At 50.3% G+C, this 20037-nt stretch carries 13 protein-coding genes; 10 read left to right on the top strand and 3 right to left on the bottom strand.

The genetic code is table 11. The annotated features are described in order from the left end of the window. The first annotated feature begins 59 nt into the window (after positions 1–59). The 9 genes from ACTJJS_RS15795 to ACTJJS_RS15835 all read left to right on the top strand — a co-directional run bounded on the left by ACTJJS_RS15795 (position 60) and on the right by ACTJJS_RS15835 (position 12995). Positions 60–3800: a DEAD/DEAH box helicase gene (locus tag ACTJJS_RS15795; RefSeq protein ID WP_168870713.1), complete on the top strand. Its 3741-nt coding sequence runs from the start codon at positions 60–62 to the stop codon at positions 3798–3800. Between the two features lie 259 nt (positions 3801–4059). Next, positions 4060–4401: a DUF7674 family protein gene (locus ACTJJS_RS15800; RefSeq protein WP_168870712.1), complete on the top strand. Its 342-nt coding sequence runs from the start codon at positions 4060–4062 to the stop codon at positions 4399–4401. Positions 4402–4509: 108 nt separating this feature from the next. Next, positions 4510–4587 (top strand): potassium-transporting ATPase subunit F, encoded by a 78-nt coding sequence (locus ACTJJS_RS15805; RefSeq protein WP_211092629.1) that lies wholly within the window; start codon positions 4510–4512, stop codon positions 4585–4587. Between the two features lie 52 nt (positions 4588–4639). Then, positions 4640–6358, top strand: a complete 1719-nt coding sequence (kdpA, locus tag ACTJJS_RS15810; RefSeq protein ID WP_440664414.1) for a potassium-transporting ATPase subunit KdpA — start codon at positions 4640–4642, stop codon at positions 6356–6358. Between the two features lie 22 nt (positions 6359–6380). Continuing rightward, positions 6381–8429, top strand: a complete 2049-nt coding sequence (gene kdpB / locus ACTJJS_RS15815; RefSeq protein ID WP_168870710.1) for a potassium-transporting ATPase subunit KdpB — start codon at positions 6381–6383, stop codon at positions 8427–8429. 21 nt (positions 8430–8450) lie between these two features. Further along, entirely contained in the window at positions 8451–9014 is a 564-nt protein-coding gene (locus ACTJJS_RS15820) for a K(+)-transporting ATPase subunit C (protein WP_168870709.1), read from the top strand. A gap of 55 nt (positions 9015–9069) precedes the next feature. After that, positions 9070–10158 (top strand): porin, encoded by a 1089-nt coding sequence (locus tag ACTJJS_RS15825; protein ID WP_343744558.1) that lies wholly within the window; start codon positions 9070–9072, stop codon positions 10156–10158. Positions 10159–10164: 6 nt separating this feature from the next. Next, positions 10165–11289 carry a sensor protein KdpD gene (locus ACTJJS_RS15830; RefSeq protein ID WP_168870707.1) on the top strand — a complete coding sequence of 375 codons (1125 nt, stop codon included), beginning with the start codon at positions 10165–10167 and terminating at the stop codon, positions 11287–11289. Continuing rightward, the gene (locus ACTJJS_RS15835) at positions 11286–12995 is read left to right on the top strand and encodes an ATP-binding protein (protein WP_440664415.1); all 1710 of its coding nucleotides are present in this window, start codon (positions 11286–11288) and stop codon (positions 12993–12995) included. The genes ACTJJS_RS15830 and ACTJJS_RS15835 overlap by 4 nt, the downstream gene beginning before the upstream one ends. Here ACTJJS_RS15835 and ACTJJS_RS15840 read toward each other — a convergent pair whose 3' ends face one another. Then, a complete protein-coding gene (locus ACTJJS_RS15840) occupies positions 12996–16004 on the bottom strand; it encodes an ATP-binding protein (protein WP_440664416.1) in 3009 nt (1002 codons plus the stop codon). A gap of 277 nt (positions 16005–16281) precedes the next feature. On the opposite strand from ACTJJS_RS15840, the gene ACTJJS_RS15845 reads away from it, so the two are divergent. Then, the gene (locus tag ACTJJS_RS15845) at positions 16282–16983 is read left to right on the top strand and encodes a porin family protein (protein WP_168870704.1); all 702 of its coding nucleotides are present in this window, start codon (positions 16282–16284) and stop codon (positions 16981–16983) included. Between the two features lie 77 nt (positions 16984–17060). On the opposite strand, the gene ACTJJS_RS15850 is transcribed toward ACTJJS_RS15845, so the two are convergent. Further along, the gene (locus ACTJJS_RS15850) at positions 17061–17837 is read right to left on the bottom strand and encodes an enoyl-CoA hydratase-related protein (RefSeq protein WP_343744555.1); all 777 of its coding nucleotides are present in this window, start codon (positions 17835–17837) and stop codon (positions 17061–17063) included. A 122-nt stretch (positions 17838–17959) separates the two neighbouring features. Then, complete coding sequence (locus ACTJJS_RS15855) at positions 17960–19987, bottom strand: prolyl oligopeptidase family serine peptidase (RefSeq protein ID WP_440664418.1); 2028 nt, start codon at positions 19985–19987, stop codon at positions 17960–17962. Positions 19988–20037 lie beyond the last annotated feature (50 nt).

Genomic DNA, 20037 nt, shown 5'->3' on the forward strand with positions numbered 1-20037 from the left:
TTTAATATATTTATTTACCCCGTAGTCGCTGATATCAAAAGCAGGCAACAACGAATAGTATGTCGCTGCCCCATTTGCTAAAATATGTTTACAATAACGGCACTGATGAAGTGATCCGCAGGGGGAAGCGTATTTTTTCTACCGGAGGAGTTGAGCTCATTGAAGCCGATCCGGTATTGAAATCAGCTACTTTCCGCGTCAAAAGTGACACGCATGCCAATTATTACCGGGTTTCCATCAATAAATACGGTGAAACCAGCGGTATGTCTATCCGTTGCCAGTGTCCCTATAACCTGGGAGACATCTGCCGGCACGAGGCAGCAGCACTGTTCCAGCTTCAGGAAATGCTGGACAAGAATCATTTCGAGAGCTTCGAAACACATTTTGATCAGCAACACACCCTGATCAAAATGAAATCCATCGATATTAAAACGATCAAATTACTGACTTCCAGCACGATCATCGCGGAAGCGGAAGCGATCGTAAAGCAGCATCCCGCCAAGGTTTCATCTGCCAAGGATGAAAAGGTGGAAGCTGTGCTGACGTTGGATAAAAAGGAGTACCCGCTGATCATCCAGCGCAATGAGGAACGCTTTTTTGATACCCATTGCACCTGCGATGAAACAGCCCATGCGCTCTGCGTGCATAAAACCGCCCTCTTCCTGCAGCTGCTGCAAAAGAACGGACCGTTTTATTTTGATACGCTGCGCAACTGGGACAAGGAAAAAAACAAGCTCCTCTCCCTCTACGGCTATTCCCTGACGGACGACCTGGACGGAAAGTTCGCCTTTTCCTATATGGACGGCAAACCCTTTCTGCGTGTGCTGGACCCTACCATTAAACGGGTAGACGGCGCTACTGCCGGCAGACAGCAGCAGCAAACGGCGCCTCCACCGGAAGAAACCCTGACGGTGACACAACGGCTGGCTGCGGTCTTCAACGCCAACGAAACGTTATATCCTTATTTTAAAATAGATATTGTCGCCGGTGAAGTGAACGAGGAGCAGACCGCCTTTGTATCACTGGCCAGCAAACTGGACCTCACCAAGTACGTGGACTTTTACCAGTACAAGGAAAAGGACCGGGAACTGATAGCTCCCATCCGTAAACTGCAGGGGCCGGAAGTCAGCAAGTTTCTCAGCAAAAATTCGCCGTTCGCCGGCATCTGGGAAAACATCACGCATGAAAATGCGGAAGAGCTGCCTACCGAAACCAAAGAACTGATGCTGGAATACCTGCATCCCAAACTGGCGAAGCTGTTTCCGCAGCTGGCCGAACATGGGCTGGTATTTTATCTTCCCAACAGGCAGCAGTTCAAAACAAAAAACTTGGAACCCTTACAGATAGGCGCTGAAAGGTTGAAGCTCATCCTGAAGACCCACAGCGGCAGTTCCCATGTGGAAATCACCTGCTACGTGTCTATAGAAGGAGAACTGATCGACGTATCTAAAAATAACTGGGAAAGCCCGTTGTTATTCCTTTACCAGAACACGCTGTTCCTGTTCGAAAGTCCACAGGACGCCCTGCATGTAGCTCTCTTTCAGCAGAACGGCGGTAAACTGAAAATCCCTAACAAGGAATGGCCGGTATACCTGAAAGACTACCTGTTGCCCTTAAGCCGTCAGTACGATATCCGTTTCGATAAAGAACTGCTTGCTGAGGTGACAGACATCGAACCGGAATGCCGCGTATACCTGAAAGAGCTGGGCGAAACCTTCATCATCCAGCCTGGATTCGCTTACCGCGGACAGGAAGTGGAATGGAATGAAGAAGAGAAAATCACCGTACAGGAAGGCAACAAAGTACTGGTCATCCGCCGTAACAAAGAAGCGGAAGACGCCTTTGTGAACCGCCTGCGCACCCTGCATACCAATTTCGCACAAAACGATAACCAGCACTATTTCTACCTGCGCGCCAAAGAAGCCCTGAAGAACAACTGGTTCTTCCTTTTCTTCGACGCCCTGAAAGAAATGAACGTGCGCGTTTTCGGTTTCGATAACCTGCGCAACTTCAAATTCAGCTCACATAAGCCGGTCACCAACCTGCAAATCAGCTCCGGCATCGACTGGTTCGATGCCCAGATTGAAGTGCTGTATGGCGACCAGAAGGTCAGCATCAAAGACATCAAAAACGCGCTGGCCAACAAACAGAACTATGTGCAGCTGGCAGACGGCTCCCTGGGCCTTTTGCCGGAAGAATGGCTGCGTAAATACTCTCTCCTCTTCAAAGTAGGGGAAGAAAAAGACAAAGGCCTTAAACTCAGCAAATACAACTTCAGCGTGATCGATGAACTGTATGAGTTCATTGACGATGAAGCTGTGGTAATAGAACTGGAACAGAAACGTAAAAAACTGTTGCAGTTCGATGAAATCCGTAACATCTCCCTGCCATCCAACCTGCAGGCAACGCTGCGCCCCTACCAGGAAAGCGGCTTCCAGTGGCTTAATTATCTCGATGAGATCAAATGGGGTGGCATCCTCGCAGATGACATGGGTCTTGGTAAAACCATCCAGGCGCTGACCTTCCTCCAGTATTACAAAAATAAAAACGGCGGAAAATGTATGGCACTGGTGGTATGCCCCACCACCCTGATCTATAACTGGGAAAACGAGATCCGTAAGTTCACGCCGGAAATCAAACACCATATCCATCATGGCCCTACCCGTATCAAAGATTCGGAGGAACTGGCCAAATTTGATGTGATCATCACCACCTATGGTACGCTGCGCAGCGATATCCAGACGCTGATGAAACTGGAGTTTGACTACGTGGTGCTGGATGAATCCCAAGCGATCAAAAACCCGCAGTCCAAAGTGACCAAAGCGGCCCAGCTGCTGCAAACCAGGAACAGGCTGGCGCTGAGCGGTACGCCCATGCAAAACAATACTTTCGATATCTACGCGCAGATGAACTTCCTGAACCCGGGCATGCTGGGCAGCGTGGACTTCTTCCGTAACGAATTTGCCACACCGATAGACAAGTTCCAGGATGAAGAAAGAAAAGAACACCTGCGCAAACTGATTTATCCGTTCATCCTCCGTCGTACCAAAGAACAGGTGGCGAAAGACCTGCCGGATAAAATCGAGACGGTCATCTTCTGTGAAATGGACCCCGAACAGCGTCATATTTATGATGCTTACCGGAACACCTACCGGTCCAAGATCCTGGGCGTGATAGAAGACCAGGGCATGGAACGTTCACAGCTGACCATCCTGCAAGGCCTGATGAAGCTGCGCCAGATATGTGATTCTCCCGCTATCCTCAACGATACGGAACAGTATCCCAACCACTCTGTGAAGCTGCATGAACTGACCCGCGAAATTGCTGAAAACATCGGGAACCACAAGGTGCTGGTGTTCTCCCAGTTCCTCGGCATGTTGGGCCTGATACGGGAACGCCTGCAACATATGAAGATACCGTACGAGTACTTCGATGGCAGCACCTCTACCATGGACCGTGAAAAGGCTATCCAGAACTTCCAGCATAACGACGAGTGCCGGGTGTTCCTGATATCACTGAAAGCCGGTGGTGTGGGCCTCAACCTGACGGCGGCAGACTATGTGTACATCGTTGACCCCTGGTGGAACCCTGCTGTGGAGCAACAGGCGATAGACCGTACCCACCGTATCGGACAAACGAAAAATATCTTCGCTTACCGTATGATCTGTAAAGACACGGTAGAAGAAAAAATATTACAGTTACAGGAACGTAAAAAATCGCTGGTGAAAGAGATCATCTCCGATGATAGCGGCTTTGTGAAGAAGCTGACCAAAGAAGATGTGTTGTACCTGTTCAGTTAAAGCATTTAAATTTCACGACTGTAAAAATTGATCAGCGCTTCCCTCCCGGGAGGCGCTTTTTTTATGTCGATGCCCACCTTTCCGTTTTTGAAAAGACCATGCAGATTCTGCATGGTTGCCCCCTGTTATTTTTTTATTTGATCATATTGACATTTAATTATTTGATTGATTTTCAGATGGTTATGTAAAATTTCTAACGCTTTTTTAATACTGGCATTTGGCTGGTATGCCAGTCATTGTATCAAAACATTTGATTCACATGTTACCAGACTCGAAAATCTCACAATTGATCGGTTTACAGATCCCCGGCCTGTCGTTTCCTATGCAACAGCTGACGGCCAGGGAAAGAGTGAGTAAAGTGATCCACACATTTGCCGACTATACTGGCAACATGATCCGTCATGAACAATTGCAGGAAGTGAAACGTTGTTTTACCATTGCCGGGGTGTTATACCGCAATGGTAGCAGCGTGCTGCGGAATGCTATTGAAAGTGTGTTTATGTATGCGTTGTCTCCCATCTTATGCACGCAACACCGGGACATGTTACCAGCTTCCCTTCGAACTGTCAGGATTCAACATTTACAAACAATAGCGCTTTAAAACATTTTTTATGATGACTGTATTACTGGTACTCGCGGGCCTGGCCTGCTTTGCCTTGTTCTTTGCCTCTGTCGATTACTTTGAAAAAATCTGATAAACACCTCCATTATGAACGCATTATTCGTGCTATCAATACTGGTCTTCGGCTACATGATCTATGTACTGCTGAAACCGGAGAAATTCTGAGACGGCCTATTCACTTGTAGCCGCATGCAACATGCTTTTTAACTAATTAGAAATGACAACAGAAATTTTAGGCGTTATTGCCACCTATGGACTAACATTACTACTGGCCTGGCCACTGGCGAGGTATATCGTAAAGGTATTCAAAGGCGAAAAAACCTGGTCCGACTTTATGGCTCCGATGGAGCGGCTGTTCTTTAAGATCTCCGGCATCGATCCCAAAGAAGAAATGACCTGGAAAGAACATCTGAAAGCGTTGCTGACCATCAACCTGGTGTGGTTTGTATATGCCTTCTTTATGTTGATGTTCCAGGACAAGCTGCCACTGAACCCTGACGGTAACCCGGGACAGTCGGCAGACCTGGCGTTCAACACGGCGATCAGCTTCCTCGTGAACTGTAACCTGCAACACTATTCCGGTGAAACCGGTGTTACCTATCTTACCCAGTTGTTTGTACTGGCATTCCTGCAATTTGTGAGCGCTGCTACCGGTATTGCTGCACTGATCGTTGTATTCAAAGCATTTAAAGAAAAGACTACCACCAAACTGGGCAACTTCTGGGATATCTTTGTAAAGACCAATACCCGTATTCTCTTACCCTTCTGTATAGTAGTTGCGCTGATCCTGGCGTTCAACGGCACTCCTGCCAGCTTTGACGGTAAAGATACCGTAGTGACCATGCAGGGCGACACTGTGAATGTGTCCCGCGGCCCTGCTGCCGGCTTTATCGCTATCAAACACCTGGGCACCAATGGTGGCGGATGGTTTGGCGTTAACTCCGCGCATCCGCTGGAGAACCCGAACTACCTCACCTGGATGACTGAAATGGTGGCGCAGGTAGTGATCCCTATCGCCATGGTATTTGCACTGGGCATGTTTATCAACCGCCGCAAGTTTGCCTATGTCATTTTCGGGGTGATGACCATCGGGATGATCATGCTACTCATACCCACTATGATGGCGGAAATTAATGGCAACCCGGCCATCGCGCATATGGGCATACAACAGCTCACCGGCGCCATGGAAGGCAAGGAGGTCCGCTTCGGCCCTGCCGCTACAGGCTACTGGAGCACCGTGACCACCATTATCTCTACCGGTTCTATCTGCGGATTCCATGACAGTACCATGCCGATGACCGGTCTGATGGAGCTGCTGGGCATGATGCTGAACTGCTTCTATGGCGGTTGTGGCGTAGGTATCCTTAACTATTACATTTTTATCATCATCGCGGTGTTTATTTCCGGTCTTATGGTAGGCCGTACGCCCGAACTGATGGGACATAAACTGGAGGCCAGGGAAGTGAAGATCGCTGCGATCATCACCCTGTTGTCACCTTTCCTGATATTGGCGGGCACGGCCCTCTCCTCCTGGGTACTGGCTCATCACCCGGATGCAGACTGGGCCGTGAAGCCGTCAGCCTGGCTGAACAATCCCGGCTACCATGGCTTCTCCGAGATGCTGTATGAATATACTTCCTCCAACGCCAACAACGGCTCCGGTTTCGAAGGCCTTGGCGACGGCAATGTATTCTGGAACGTATCCACCGGCTTTGTGCTGATACTGGGCAGGTTCCTGCCGATCATCGGCCCTGTGGCCATCGCAGGTATCATGGCTTCTAAAAAATACATTCCGGAATCTGCCGGTACCCTGCGTACAGACTCGGTCACATTTGGAGCCATGACATTCGCCGTGATCATTGTCCTCACCGCCTTGTCCTATTTCCCTGCGCTGGCGCTGGGCCCTATTGCAGAGTATTTCTCCCTGTACAGATGATAAACCATAATGAACAATTACCATGAAGAAAAGAGATAATACATTGTTTCCGAAGGAACAGGTGATGCAAAGCCTGAAGCAGTCCTTCGTGAAACTGAATCCGAGACTGATGATCAAAAACCCGGTGATGTTTACCGTGGAGATAGGTACCGTGGTGATGCTGATTGTTGCCCTGTACGCTGCCTTTACCAAAAACACTGATCAGGGTAGTGCGGCTTATAACTTCACCGTCTTTTTCATACTCTTCCTCACCGTGCTGTTTGCCAATTTCGCAGAAGCCATTGCGGAAGCGCGCGGTAAAGCGCAGGCAGAGAGCCTTCGCCGCACCAGAGAGGAAACACCGGCCAAAAAAATAGAGCTGATAGGAGAAATTTTCACCAACGAAATCAAAGTGATTTCTTCTTCCGCGCTGCGCAAAGGCGATATCTTCGTTTGTGATCCGGGTGATATCATTCCGGCCGACGGGGAGATCGTTCAGGGCCTCGCCAGCATCGACGAATCAGCTATCACCGGTGAATCTGCACCGGTGATCCGTGAAGCCGGCGGCGACAAATCCAGTGTAGTAGGCGGTACCAAAGTACTGTCTGACCATATCAAAGTACGGGTGACCACCGAACCGGGCGAATCATTCCTCGATAAAATGATCGCTCTGGTAGAAGGCGCCAGCCGTCAGAAAACACCGAACGAGATAGCGTTGACGATCCTGTTGGCCAGCTTCACCCTCGTGTTCATCATTGTATGTGTGACCCTGAAACCATTTGCGGACTACGCACAGACACCGATCACCATCGCCGCTTTTATCTCCCTGTTTGTCTGTCTGATCCCCACTACCATCGGTGGCCTGCTTTCCGCTATTGGTATTGCAGGCATGGACCGTGCCCTGCGTGCCAACGTGATCACCAAATCCGGTAAAGCCGTGGAAACAGCCGGCGACATCGACGTGCTGCTGCTGGACAAAACCGGCACCATCACCATCGGTAACCGGAAAGCCACCAACTTCTACCCTTCCAATGGCCATGCACCGGAAGAATTTATCAGACTGTGCGCCCTCAGCTCCCTGTCTGACGAAACACCTGAAGGTAAGTCCATCGTGGAACTGGCCGGTAAGGACATCGTCAGCAAACTGACCGTGAACGGCGCCAGCCTTGTGAAATTCACCGCCGAAACCCGCAGCAGCGGTATCGATCTGGCCGATGGCAACCGTATCCGCAAAGGCGCTTATGATGCCATCAGAAAGCTCACCGAAAAAGAAGGCTTCCATTTCCCGGAAGACACACAAGCCCGGGTGGAAGCTATCTCCCGTGATGGCGGTACCCCGCTGGTAGTGGCCCTCAACAGCAAAGTACAGGGCGTCATAGAGCTGCAGGACATCATCAAACCCGGTATCAGCGAACGTTTTGAACGCCTGCGTAAAATGGGTGTGAAAACCGTGATGGTAACCGGCGACAACCCGCTCACCGCCAAATATATCGCTACCAAAGCCGGCGTGGACGACTTCATCGCGGAAGCCAAGCCGGAAGACAAGATGACGTATATCCGCAAAGAGCAACAGGAAGGCCGCCTCGTGGCCATGATGGGCGACGGTACCAACGATGCGCCGGCACTGGCACAGGCAGACGTGGGCGTAGCTATGAACAGCGGCACCCAGGCGGCCAAAGAAGCCGGTAACATGGTGGACCTGGACAACGACCCTACCAAGCTGATTGAGATCGTGGAAATCGGAAAACAACTGCTGATGACACGCGGTACCCTCACCACTTTCTCTATCGCCAACGACGTCGCGAAATATTTTGCTATCGTACCGGCACTTTTCGTAGCCTCTATCCCTGCTTTGCAGGGTATCAATATCATGAAGCTGCACAGCCCTGAAACAGCTATTCTCAGCGCTGTGATCTTCAACGCGATCATTATCCCTATGCTTATTCCGCTGGCATTGCGCGGTGTGGCTTACAAGCCTATCGGCGCCAGCGCACTGCTTCGCCGGAATCTGCTGATATACGGTGTGGGCGGCGTGGTCGCTCCTTTCATCGGTATCAAACTGATTGATATGCTGATCGCTCTCTTTATGTAGTCAAAAGAAAAAATTAAGAAGATGAAAAAGTATCTCCTGCCCTCTATTAAACTGACCGTTCTCCTGCTGGTGCTGCTGGCAGGCATCTACCCGCTCATCATTGCCGGTATCGCCAAAATGGCGCCCGGTAAAGGCGGCGGGGTAACGGTAACGCATAATGGAAAAGTAGTAGGGTATGAAAATATAGGACAGAAATTCACAGACGATAAGTATTTCTGGTCCCGCCCCAGCACGGTAGATTACAATGCTGCCGGTTCCGGCGGTTCCAACAAAGCGCCTGGCAATCCGGATTACCTGAAAACCGTGGCGGAAAGAATTGACACTTTCCTGGCCCACAATCCGGACGTGAAAAAAGCCGATATCCCGGCAGAACTGGTGACAGCTTCCGCCAGCGGCCTCGACCCGCACCTCTCTCCTGCTGCGGCTTATATACAGATACCACGCGTGGCCAAAGCCAGGGGTATTGCTCCTGAAAAACTGAAACAACTGGTAGATGCCAATACCAAAGCACCTTTGCTGGGTATGCTGGGCCCTTCCACTGTCAATGTCCTCAAGCTCAATGTTGCGCTGGACGAGCTAAAATAAACGAATGATTTCCGGTGAGACTTCACCGGAAATCTATTTAACCTATATACATTTTATGAAGAAGATTTTATTGCTGGTCGCCATTCTGGCAGCCGCGGTTACGCTCTTTGCCCAAACCGAACCAACTACAGAAAAAGAAAAGGAAAAAGGTAAACTGACATTTTCCGGTTATGCGGAAGCTTATTACAGTTATGACTTCAATCAGCCGGCCAATCATACCAAGCCCGGTTTCCTGTATAACTTCAACAGGCACAATGAGCTGAACCTCAACCTGGCCATGCTGAAAGCCAACTACAACTCCGACAGGGTTCGGGGCAATATCGCCCTGATGACAGGTACTTACGCCCAATACAATATGGCTGCGGAACCTTCCATCTTCCAGTATGTATATGAAGCCAACGTAGGCGTAAGAGTTGGTAAAAACGTATGGATCGATGCCGGTATCATGCCCGCCCACATCGGTTTTGAAAGCGCTATCGGAAAGGACTGCTATACGCTCACCCGCAGCATGCTGGCAGAAAACTCCCCTTACTTTGAAACCGGCGCCAAAGTGACCTGGACACCCAACGAAAAATGGTCATTTGCCGCCATGTACCTCAACGGATGGCAACGTATCAAACGGGTAGACGGTAATCAGACACCTGATTTCGGCACACAGATCACCTTCAAGCCATCCGATAAAGTGTTACTCAACTGGAGCACTTATGTGGGCAACGATTTCCCTGACAGCACCCGCCGGATGCGTTATTTTAACAACCTTTACGGTACCTTTGGGATAACAGAAAAATTCAGTCTGATAGCGGGAATTGACTATGGCCTGCAACAGAAAGCAAAAGGCAGCAGCGGCCTGTCTGACTGGTATACGCCGATCGTGATCGCCCGTTATGCTTTCACTGATAAACTGGCGGCAGCGGGAAGAGTAGAATACTTTAACGATGCAGACGGCGTAGTGATCGCCACGGAGACTCCGCACGGCTTCCAGACGACCGGTTATTCCCTCAACCTGGATTTTACCCCTGTCAGCCATGTGATGTTTCGTATAGAAGGAAGGATGTTTAACGGCAGAGACAAAACATTCATCAAAGGAACAGAACTCAAAAACAATAATGCTGCCCTGACGGCATCGCTGGCAGTGTGGTTTTAATATACCATGACAGAAAAAGAAAACACCGTACAACATTACCTTAACCTGGCAAACCGCAGTGGCCGGGGCAAGTTCAAGATCTACATCGGCATGAGCGCCGGCGTGGGCAAGACTTACCGCATGCTCCAGGAAGCGCACGCCATGTTGAGGAACGGCATCAATATCCAGATTGGATATATAGAAACACACGGGCGTACCGAAACACACGCCCTGCTGGAAGGCCTGCCTGCGATCCCCCGCAGGCAGGTTTTCTATAAAGGCAAGATGCTGGATGAAATGGACCTCAATACCATCCTGCTGCTGGCGCCGGAATGGGTGGTGGTGGATGAACTGGCACACAGCAATATCCCAGGGTCTAAAAACGAAAAACGCTGGCAGGACGTGATAGACCTGCTGAATGCAGGCATCAACGTGATTTCGGCGGTCAACATTCAGCATATCGAGAGCATCAACCAGGAGGTGAAAGCCATTACCGGCGTGGAAGTGAAAGAACGGGTGCCCGATAGTATGCTGCAAATGGCCGATGAAGTAGTAAACATAGACCTCACTGCCGATGAGCTGATCACACGGTTGAAAGAAGGCAAGATATATGATCAGTCCAAAGTAGACACTGCCCTGCGCAATTTCTTCCAGGCCGATAAAATCCTTCAGTTGCGGGAACTGGCGCTTAAAGAAGTGGCCACACAGGTAGAACGCAAGGTGGAAACAGAAGTGCCGCGCAGCCAGCAGATGCGCCATGAAAATTTCCTGGCCTGTATTTCCACCAATGACGAAGTGGCGCGCAAGGTTATCCGCAAAACCGCCCGCCTGGCGGCCTATTATCATGCAGACTGGTTTGTGCTGTATGTGCAGACGCCGCGCGAAAGCGTTGAAAAAATACCACTGGCCGCACAGCGTCATCTGATCAATAACCTGAAACTGGCGACAGAATTAGGCGCGGAAGTTGTGCAGGAACATGATGCGCGTATTTCTGATGCGATCATCCGCGTAGCGCTGGATAAACAGATCACTACCGTCTGTATCGGCAAACCGCATATCAGTTTGTTCCGGATCATTTTGCGGACCAACCTGTTTAACCAGCTGCTGAAAACACTTTCTTCCAACGATATAGATCTGATTATCCTGTCATGAGTACACTGAGGCTAAAAACGAAGATTACTTTGGGGGTGTTGTTCCTCTACATTATGCTGCTGATAGTAAGTGTACTGGGATACTATTACCTGAACCGGCTGACAGAAAAGGCCAAGATCATCCTGAAAGACAATTATGAGTCGCTGGAGTACGCGAAGAATATGATGGTAGCGCTCGAAGACCTGCCTCAGCACAGAACGCAGGCCTTGCAGCAGTTTGCCACCAACCTGAAGCAGCAACAGGCCAACGTGACAGAGCGGGGGGAACGCACGGCCACCGCCCAGGTAACGGCTTTGTTTGACAAGCTGCAGCATGACAGTGTTCCCAATCCGGCCGATGTGGCGGCGATCAAGAAAGGGATCTATAACATCATGGACCTCAACATGAACGCGATCGTTGGAAAGAACGAGCTGGTAAAGCGCACGGCCGATCATGCCCTGTTGTATATCGCTGTTATCAGCGGTGTATGTTTCCTGTTGGGCTTCACCTTTGTGTATAATTTCCCCGGTTATATCGCCAACCCTATCGATGCGCTGACAGAAGCCATCAAAGGCATTTCCAATAAACAATACAGCAAGCGGCTGCATTTCAAGTCCAACGATGAGCTGGGCGAACTGGCCACGGCCTTTAATACCATGGCGCAGCGGCTGGATGAATATGAGCACAGCAATATTGCCCGTATCACTTTCGAAAAACAACGCGCCGAAGCGGTGATCAGCAGCCTGAAAGACGCCACCATCGGGTTTGATACCCAGAACACCGTGCTTTTTGCCAATGCGCAGGCGCTGCAGCTGCTGAGTATCCCAGAAAAAGAACTGATAGGCCATTCGGCAGATGAGCTGGCGAAGCAGAACGACCTGCTGCGATTCCTGATCAACCCCCGGGAGAATGTGCCCCTGAAGATCGTTGTGGACGGCAAGGAATGTTTCTTTACGCAGGAAGCAGCTGACATCCGGCATGAAGACAATCGTATAGGCTATGTCGTTATCCTTAAAAATATCACTGCTTTTAAAGAGCAGGACCTCGCGAAAACGCATTTTATTGCCACTATCTCTCATGAGTTAAAAACCCCGCTGGCATCTTCCGATTTCAGTCTCAAGCTGCTGGAGGATGAACGTATCGGGCCATTGAAGCCGGAACAGCGCGAGCTGCTGGAAAGCATGAAGCAGGACAACCAGCGGATGATCAAAATTGTGGGCGAGTTGCTGGACCTGTCGCAGGTAGAGAGTGGCAATATCCAGCTGCAACCGCAGCCTGTTACGGCCTTGAATATTGTGCAGTATGCGCTGGACACCGTGCAGAAACAGGCGGCCCAGCGGGAGGTCACCATCCGGCAAAGCGTGCCCGAAGTGCTGCCCCAGGTAATGGCCGATGTGGAGAAAACCGCGTGGGTGCTGGTGAACCTATTGACCAATGCCATCCGTTATTCTACGTTGAAATCGGCGATAGACCTGAAGGTGGAAAACACGGGCACCAATATGTTGTCTTTTTCCGTGCAGGATTATGGCAAAGGAATACCGTTGGCCTTTCGCGACCGGATATTTGAGCGTTTTTTCCAGGTGCCGGGAGTAAAGGGGCATAAAGGAAATGGCCTCGGGCTGGCCATTTCCAAAGAGTTTATCGAAGCGCAGGGCGGTGTGATCGGCGTTTCCAGTGAAGAAGGCAAAGGTAGCCTGTTCTACTTTACGCTGCCGGTAGCACAGTAATCACGGGCAGATGGCTATATGTGCCTCAATATCGGGTTTGTATCGGTTAAATAATTCTTCTATCCTGGCGGCTTTGCGGGAGATTTCCTCATAGTTGTTATCGAGCACCACTCCCCTGTTGATCTCATGCGCCAGTTGTACTGCTTCGTGCATGGAAACAAACCCCAGGTTGCCTTTCAGCTGATGGGCGAGATTACCGACTTCCTCCCAGTTTTTTTCTTCGATATATTGCCGCATTTGGGAAATGTAGGCGGGCATGGACAGCACCAGTTCTTCCAGCACAATTTTCACTTCATCTTCCGCTACAGCCGAATGGATAAACTCGAAGCTGATAGCCGGTTTTTCGTTGGGCGCCGGATCGGACGGCGGCAGACCGCTTCCACCTGAACCGGCTGGCGTGGACAGTTGTTGGGCAGGACCCGGGCGGTGTTCCGGTTGCGGGCCCTGGTCATCGCCGTTGTTGGTAGAAGCCTGGATTTTCCGGAACAGGTCCTCTTTCTCAAAAGGCTTGGACACGTAGTCATTCATCCCCGCCTGCAGGCAACGTTCCCTTTCACCATCCAGCGCAGAAGCAGTGAGGGCAATAATGCTGGTATTGATACCATTGTTACGGATAGCACGGGTGGTTTCATAACCATCCATGCCCGGCATTTGTAGGTCCATAATGATACAATTATAGGATTTGGTACTTAATATTTCGAGAGCGGCCATGCCACTGTCAGCAACGTCTATGCGGGAGCATCCGCCTTTCTTCAGTGTGTAGTAGGCTACCTGCTGATTGATGCGGTTATCTTCCACGATGAGGACAGACAGTCCTTTCAGCGGTTGAGCCGGTGGCTGCGTCTGCGGCTGGCCCGGCAGCTGTGGCCGTGGAAAAGGATTTTTTGTAAAAGGCAGTTCAAAGTAAAATACAGAGCCTGTGTCGGGACTGCTTTCTACTTTGAGCGTGCCGTTTTGCAAGTCTATCAGGTGTTTGCAGATTGTAAGTCCAAGGCCGGTGCCACCAAAGTCGCGGCTATTGCCTTTGTGGCTCTGGGAGAAGCTTTCGAAGATCATGTCCAGTTTATCGGCGGGAATGCCGATGCCGGTATCTTTTACTTCGAAGCCTATCCGGAGGCCTGAATTATTTTTATCGGCCGATACCAGTGTAACCGTGACTGTTACATAGCCTTTGGGTGTGAATTTAATTGCATTTTCGATCAGGTTGGTGAGGATCTGACGGAGCCGTACGGCATCGCCCAGGAGTTCAACCGGCATGTTTTCCGCCGTACGGACATTGAAGACCAGTCCCTTTTCCCTGGCTTGCAGCTGCAGCGGGAAAGTGGTGCTGCTGACAACTTCCCGGAGGTTGAACGGTTCGCTGACCACCTCCAGTTTGCCTGCTTTTATTTTAGAGAAATCGAGTATTTCATTGATGATGACCAGCAGGTTTTCGGCAGACCGCCGGATGGCGGTCACATATTCCTGTTGGATGGGAGAAAGGCCTTTTTCCTGTAGCAGGAGTTGTGTCATTCCCACGATACCGTTCATGGGCGTACGTATTTCGTGGCTCATGTTAGCCAGAAAAGTTTCCTGGCTTTTCTGCGCCTCTACTGCTTTTTCGCGGGCTTCCTTCTCCTGTTCCAGGTAAAGTGTTTTCTCCGTAAGATCGGTGCCGATGCAGCAGATACCGATCATTTCATGGCTGGCGTTGCGGAGGGGAAACATGGTGAGCAGGAAATGGTATGTTTTGCCATCTATGGTCAGCGTTTCTTCTGTTTTTTCCCTGGTACCGGTTTCCATTACTTTGCGGCTCATGCCGGCATACCGTTCTACCCAGGGATAGCGGAGGTCCGCGTCGGTTTTTCCTACAATATCATCTTTGGAGACGCCCATTACTTCCATAAACCGGTTATTGACCAGCAGATAGTTGCCGGGCATATCTTTTACGAACATCATGGACGGCATGTTGTCCAGAATGGCTTCCAGTCTTTTCTGCAGGTATTGGACATGTTGTTCCTTGCGGTATTCGCGGTCAATGTCCCGCACGATACATTCAAATTCCTTGCTGCCGTTTTCGCCGGTGATGAGATAGGCCAGTTGTTCCACCCATTTTTTCTCTCCGGTGCGGGTAGTGATTTCAAAACGAAGCGACGAGTATTCGTCTCCGTTTTCCAGCTGTTGCAGATAGAAGGTTTTCAGCCGTTCAAATTCCTTGTCATCCAGGAGCAGGGAGTAATGTTTACCTACCAGCGTGGTATTGGGATAGCCTGTCAGTTCTTCCGCGCGGGGGCTGACGTAGGTAAAGAAGCCGTGTTTAGTGGATTGGTAGATGATCGGTTCGGCTTCTTCCACCAGGCGTTTGAAGGTTTGTTCGCTTTTGAGCAGCTGGTTGCCCCAGTCTTTTATTTTTACAGACAGTTTGAAGATAAAGCGGACTTCCCCGATCAGGAGGATGATCATGAAGGCGCTAAGGCCGAGCGTCACCCATAAAGACCAGGAGGTATAGGAGGAATCTTTATGGATGCGTTGAAGCAGTTCCTGTTGTTCCGTATCGATGTAGGTATTGATCAGGTTCCGGAGGCTGGCTGTCTGGGCGGAGAAGGCGGTGCCGAGGATCATTTCCTCTGCTTGGTCCGGGTTGGTATCGGCGGTGGCGATGATCTGTTGTTTAGTATGGCGGCGTTGCAGCAGCAGTTGTTGTATGGCCTGGAGGTGTTCTTGTTGGGTGGTGGTGTTGTGGGTATTGCCGGAGAGGCGCTGGAGTGCTTGCTGGAGGCTGTCCTGCAGCCGTGCTTCCGGAAGTATGAGGCGGCCGTTGCTCAGCAGGAAGTCTTTAATACCGGCGGTGCTTCTGTAATCTAATATGGAGATGGCCCTGGCCTGATTGGTGGTTATCTGACTGGTTCGTATCCAGTCGGCAGCAGCGTTGGTCCTTTTCCGTACCGTCACGGCGTAAAATATGAAGCCGCTAAGTACCATGAGTACGGCTATCACGAGGGTTATGACGGTGAGGGTTATATTTCTCATCTGGCTTTTGGTTTCACAGACTAGTTTGCTGTTTTGGCCGGGGTAGTTCCCCCATTGGAGGATTCATTCTGGAAATTTAGCTAAAAAAAAGCATTATTGGTGTTCATCTTGTTCATTTGTTGGGAGTGGCACATGTAAAGAATATGAGTTATCAATATGACTTTTTATGTAACTTTCGCGCCGAAAAGGAGGTGGTTGGGAATATTTTAACCAATTCTTTTACAATCATTCCAATATATTTGCCTAATATTCTTTTTCCTAAGTATTAAAATATTTTATGAAAAAAATAATTTTTACCCTTGGCCTGATAGCTGTAGCTGTGGGTGTATTTGCACAGGAAGGCGGTTCTCCCATGAACAAGGCAGTTAGCAGGGCCACCCATTCCCGGGATTTTCTGATGATTCAGATGTCCTATGATGGTTGGGCTGGTGCGCCTGATAGTATCAAGACAGGTTTCAACAGGGGCTTTAATATCGCGTTGATGTACGATTTCCCGTTCAAGAAGTCTCCCCTGAGCGTGGCGGCTGGTTTGGGTATCAGCACCAGCGGGGTATATCTGAAAGACCATACTTTTGACATTTCCGGAAAAGTGAGCCCGGACAAGGCTTCTTTCCCTGCCAGCAATGCATATAAAAAATACAAGGTAGCCACTACTTACCTGGAAATTCCTATTGAGCTGCGGTACCGCAGTGTGCCGGACAATGCCAACAAAGGTTTTAAAGCAGCGTTGGGCGTAAAAGTGGGTACCCTGGTAAATGCACATACCAAAGGCCGCAACACCGGTGCTAACGGTTCTAAAAACTGGGATAAAGACATCAACAAAGGCTTTTTCAATCCATGGCGTTTCTCTGCCACTGCCCGTGTAGGTTATGGCAACTTCGCCCTGTTTGGCGCCTATTCCCTGAACCCGATGCTGAAAGACAACAGCGATCTGGATATCAGACCTTATCAGATCGGTATCTGCCTGAGCGGACTGTAATCGTCCACAGGGTTAAAAATATAACGGCCATGGTTGTATCAAACCATGGCCGTTTTTTATTGCTTATTGTTTTGGTATCAGTTGCCGGTGAATGCCGGTTTTCTTTTTTCAAGGAAAGCGTTGATGCCTTCCCGGTTGTCGGTGGAGTTACCGGCAATTTCCTGGCAGTAGGCTTCGTATTCGAGCGTAGCGTCCAGTGATTCTGTCATGCCTTTGGTGAGCATTTTTTTCATCAGCGCGATGGCTTTGGTGGGGGCTGCGGCGTAGTAAGCGGCTTCGGCATCCACGGCGGCATCGAGTGCATCCGCCGGTACTACTTTGTTGACCAGTCCCATTTGCAGGGCTTCCGCAGCAGTGACTTTAGAGGCTTTGGTGGCCAGTTCAAAAGCGCGGTGGTAGCCTACGGTGCGCGGCAGGAAATAAGAGGAGCCGGAATCCAGTACCAGCGCGATGTTCACAAAGATCTCGATCATGGTGGCAGCTTCGCTGGCGATGATCATATCGCAGGCCAGTGCGAGGGAGCACCCTGCGCCGGCGGCCACGCCATTGAGTTTGCAAATAACCGGCTTTGGCATGTTACGGATAGCGCGGATAATAGGATTGTAGCGTTTGTGCAACGATTCGCTCAGGTTGCGTTTCCCCGCTTCCATAGACGCTTTGAGGTCTTGTCCGCTGCTAAAGGCTTTGCCTGCTCCTGTCAGCACCACTACCCTTACCGCGGGGTCTCTCTCTGCCTGTTTGAGGGCGTCCTGTAGTTCATAACTGAGCGGATCATTGAATGCGTTGTAAACTTCCGGGCGGTTGAGCGTGATGGTGGCCACGCCATTGGCGGTTTCCAATAACAGGGAGGTCATAATAATTACGAATTAGGAATTACGAATTACGAATGAAGGGTTTAATTATAGAAAGGTCACTAAATAACCGTTTTAAAAATAAGCCTTTAATTCGTAATTCGTAATTCCTAATTCGTAATTGTTTAAAGTGTTTCTTTCAGCCAGTTGAAGAATTCCCGTTGCCATACGATGGCGTTCTGTGGTTTTAACACCCAGTGGTTTTCTTCAGGGAAATAGAGCAGTTTGCTTTTGATGCCTTTCAGCTGCGCGAGCTGGAAGGCTTGCAGGCCCTGCTCTATGGGCACGCGGAAATCGATACCGCCCTGGATGATCAGGATGGGCGTGTTCCATTTGTTGGCGTGTTCGCTGGGATTGAAGTCCTTATATGCTTTTGCATTGGCAGGGTCCCAGTAAGCGCCGATGTCCCAGTTGGCGAACCACAGTTCTTCGGTGGTGCCGTACCAGCTTTTCAGGTCAAACAGGCCATCGTGGGCGATGAAGGTTTTGAAGCGGTTTTCGTGTACGCCAGCCAGCATGTATACGGAGTATCCGCCGTAGCTGGCACCGATGGCACCGAGGCGGTTTTTGTCCACATAGCTTTCTTTGCTTACGTCATCGATGGCGCTCAGGTAGTCGCGGATAGGCTGGCCGCCCCAGTCTTTGCTGATGGAGGCATTCCATTCCACGCCGTGGCCGGGCATGCCTCTTCTGTTGGGCGCTACCACGATGTAACCCTGTGACGCGATCAGCTGGAAATTCCAGCGGAAGGAATAGAACTGGGAAAGGGCTGATTGAGGGCCACCCTGGCAATACAGCAGGGTTGGATATTTTTTAGCGGGATCGAAGTCCGGCGGTAAGATCACCCATACGAGCATCTCTTTGCCGTCGGTAGTTTTCACCCAGCGTTTTTCCACTTTGCAGGAACCTATTTTATCGTAGGTGCCTTTGTTGACGTTGGTCAGCTGTTGCAGGCCGCCTTTCTGGAGGTCTACGGTAAACAGTTCCGCCGCGTGGTTCATGTCTGTGCGGGTCACCACCATGGTGTTGCCTGACTGTGCCACCATGCCGTTGATATCAAAATCACCGGAGGTGATCTGGCGTATATGCTTGTCCGTTGTTTTGGACGGATCTTTCTGCAGGGCTATTTCCAGCAGTTGTTCTGTGCCTTTCAGGACGGCGAGGAAGTAGACTTTTTTGCCATCGTTACTGAAGCGTACAGCGGAAGCGGTGCCGTCCCAGTTTTGGGTGAGGTTGGTTTTGGCGCCCGTAGCGCGGTCCAGGAGAATGACATCATTTTTATCTGCCTCAAACCCGTCGTGGGCCATGCTGAGCCAGGTGAGGTATTTACCGTCCTGGCTGAAGGCGGGGGCCATATCATAACCCATCATGCCTTCGGAGAGGTTGCGGGTGGCTTTTGTAGCGATGTTGTACTCGTAGATGTCTGTATTGGTGCTGATGGCGTAGTCTTTACCATATTTTTTCTTGCACACATACAGGATGTTTTGGCCATCGGGGCTCCATATCAGGTCTTCGGCTCCGCCATGCGGCATCTGCGGGCAGTCGTGTGGTTCGTCGGCCATAATATCTACCGGCGTACCTATCTCCCCATTGTTATAGGTAGCATAAAATACGTGGGAGAAGTTGCCGTCTTCCCAGGTGTCCCAGTGGCGGTAGTTCAGGTTATCGTAGATCTGAACGTTGGATTTCGGGAGGTCGGCGTAGTGGTCTACACCGGAAATTTTTTTCACTTTCACCTCTTTGGTAAACATGATGTGTTTGCCATCGGGAGAAATTTTGATGTTTTGCATTTCACCGGTCCCGTTAGTTTTCTGTACGGCGCTGGAGCCGTCAGCATTCATTTCCCACCATTGGCCTTTGAGGGAGTAGCCAATTTTGCCACCGGGGAGCACGGCCACATCGCCTTCTCCGCCGGGCGTTTGGGTCAGTTGTCTGGGTGCGCCGCCTGTCAGCGGAACGGCATAGAGGTTTCTTTCACTCTTGTTGTCGGCCAGGCTGGGTTGTGACACGCTGAAGATAACGGTCTTCCCGTCGGCGCTGATGGCCTCTCCGCTGACTCTGCCGAGCTGCCACAGCAATTCGGGCGTCATTTTGTCCTGGGCTGTCGCCATAGTTGAAATTAATAGTCCTGTCAGTAAAAATGGTTTGTACATGATCTGCAAGATGTTTTGGATCACCTAAATGTAGGAAACTACCTGCTGAT

This window comes from Chitinophaga sp. 22308 (assembly GCF_052045305.1).
In the GTDB taxonomy this organism is placed as follows: Bacteria; Bacteroidota; Bacteroidia; order Chitinophagales; family Chitinophagaceae; genus Chitinophaga; species Chitinophaga varians_A.